This window comes from Streptomyces sp. IBSBF 3136 (assembly GCF_036815105.1).
Lineage (GTDB): Bacteria > Actinomycetota > Actinomycetes > Streptomycetales > Streptomycetaceae > Streptomyces.
Genome location: NZ_JAJSZC010000432.1, coordinates 1 through 2064, shown reverse-complemented (window position 1 = coordinate 2064; position 2064 = coordinate 1). Strand labels below are relative to the sequence as shown.

The following is a 2064-nucleotide window of genomic DNA, read 5'->3' as shown; positions in this document are numbered from 1 at the left end:
CCACCCGCCCCTCGCCACTTCACGGCAGCCCGGATCACGCCTCCGCCGCTCGCTCCTCCTCCTGCGCCTCGACCGGCTCGTCCTCGGCGGGCTCGTCGTCCTCCGTCAGGAGGCTCGGCTCGTCGTCGGCCGCGAAGCCGGGCAGCCAGTCCTCGAGTTCGTCGCGCAGCCGGACCGTGGCCCCGAGCTGACAGAGCACGCCGATCGTGCTGAGCGTCACCCGGTGTATCAACAGGTAGGCCGGCGGCAGGTTGAGCTGCTTGCCCAACTGGTAGGCGGGGGAGCGCGGGTCGGCGATGCGGGCGGCCTGGCTGCGCATCCACGAGCGGGTGAAGGTGAACGACTCGGCCCGGGCCGGTTCGATGATCGGCAGCAGGTAGTCGAGGACGGCGTCGGGGTCCAGCTCTATGGACTCCTTGACGAAGCCCTCCTCGCACAGCAGCTCGTAGACCGTCTCCGCCTCGCCGTCCAGGGTCATCCGCAGGGAGATCCCGATCGGTGCCGGCAGGCCGCCCGGGAGCCGGTCGACCGTGCCGAAGTCCAGGACGCCCAGCCGCCAGTCGCCCCCGTCCTTCGGGTCGCCCGGCAGGAGCCGGAAGTTTCCCGGGTGCGGGTCGGCGTGCAGCAGGCCGGTGCGCGCCGGTCCCGAGAAGAGGAAACGGGCCAGCAGCTGTCCGGCGCGGTCGCGCTGCTCCGGGGTGCCGTCGGTGATGATCTCGGAGAGCGGGATGCCGTCGATCCACTCCGTGACCAGGACCTGGTCGCACTGGTGCACCACGGCCGGGACCACGACGTCCGGGTCGTCGGCGAACTCCTCCGCGTGCGCGGCCTGGGCCTCGGCCTCCAGGGCGTAGTCCAGCTCCTCGGAGACCCGATCCCGCATCTCCGCGATCAGCGGCTTGATGTCCATGCCGGGGATCAGCGGGCCCAGCAGCCGGGCGAAGCGGCTGAGTTGGTTCAGGTCGGACAGCAGCGCCTCGCCGGCGCCCGGGTACTGCACCTTGACGGCGACCTCGCGGCCGTCGTGCCACACCGCCCGGTGGACCTGGCCGATGGAGGCCGCGGCCGCCGGCTTGTCCTCGAACTCCTCGAAGAGGTCACGCCAGTCCGCTCCGAGCCGCTCCTCGAGCACCGCGTGGACCGTGCGGGTCGGCATGGGGGGCGCCGCTTCCTGCAGCTTGGTCAGCGCGGCGCGGTAGGGGCCGGCGACCTCCTCCGGCAGGGCCGACTCGAAGACGGACAGTGCCTGCCCGAACTTCATGGCGCCGCCCTTGAGCTCACCGAGCACCTTGAAGAGTTGCTCCGCCGTGCGCTGTTGCAGCTCCCGGCCGACGATCTCCGCGGACTCGCCCACGATCCGCTTGCCCAGCCCCCAGGTGGCCCGGCCGGCGAAGCCGAGCGGGAGCGCGGCGAGCTTGGCGGTCCGGGTGACCGCCTTCCGGGGAAGATCAGACATGCGCCCTCCAAGTCCCTGTCGGCCGCGCCGCGCCTGTCTCGCGTCGTCGCTCGGTCCGCGGCCCTTGCACCGCCATTGTCGCGCGCGCTCGCCCCTCTCCGGAGGAGTGTTCCCCCTCACCTCTCCCCGCGGCCCCGCATGCGCACGCCGGGTGGGGCCACACGGGACGGGAATGCCAGTTCAGACCGGGTAGGGATGCCTCCCAGCGGGTGCCCGTGGCGGACGGCGACCCACCGTCGAGGAAGGCGAGGGCGTGCGCGGCGGCGAGTCCCGCGACGGCTGTGGCGAGCGTCACGTCGCAGGCCCCGACCCGGCGCGCCCTGCCGGACCGCCACTGGGCGACCAGGCGGGGCCAGACCGGGTCCCGGTCCGTGCGGTCCTGGTCCAGGCAGCCGGCGCAGCCGGTCTCGCCGGGCAGGACGAGGGGGCCGACGACGCCGGTCGCCTCCACGACGCCCGCGTGCAGGTGGGGGGTGCCGGAGGTCACGAGCGGTTCGGTGCAGAGGGGGTCCGGCGCGTGCACCGCGACGTCGTCCCGGGGGGTGAGGATCACCAGGGAGAGCCCGGGAGCCTCCTCCGCGGAGGAGACGGGGGAGCCATTGCGAGGG

2 protein-coding genes are annotated in these 2064 nt (G+C 73.4%); both read right to left on the bottom strand.

What is annotated here, in order from left to right:
* Positions 1-34 precede the first annotated feature (34 nt).
* A complete protein-coding gene (locus tag V7E45_RS39930) occupies positions 35-1456 on the bottom strand; it encodes an ABC1 kinase family protein (RefSeq protein ID WP_333779194.1) in 1422 nt (473 codons plus the stop codon).
* A partial coding sequence (locus tag V7E45_RS39925; RefSeq protein WP_333779193.1) for a TOMM precursor leader peptide-binding protein occupies positions 1449-2064 on the bottom strand: 616 nt, incomplete at its 5' end. The genes V7E45_RS39925 and V7E45_RS39930, both read right to left, overlap by 8 nt.

Coding starts and splice junctions, on each gene's coding strand:
- V7E45_RS39930 (WP_333779194.1), bottom strand. CDS start 1,456: ATGTCTGATCTTCCCCGGAAGGCGGTCACCCGGACCGCCAAGCTCGCC.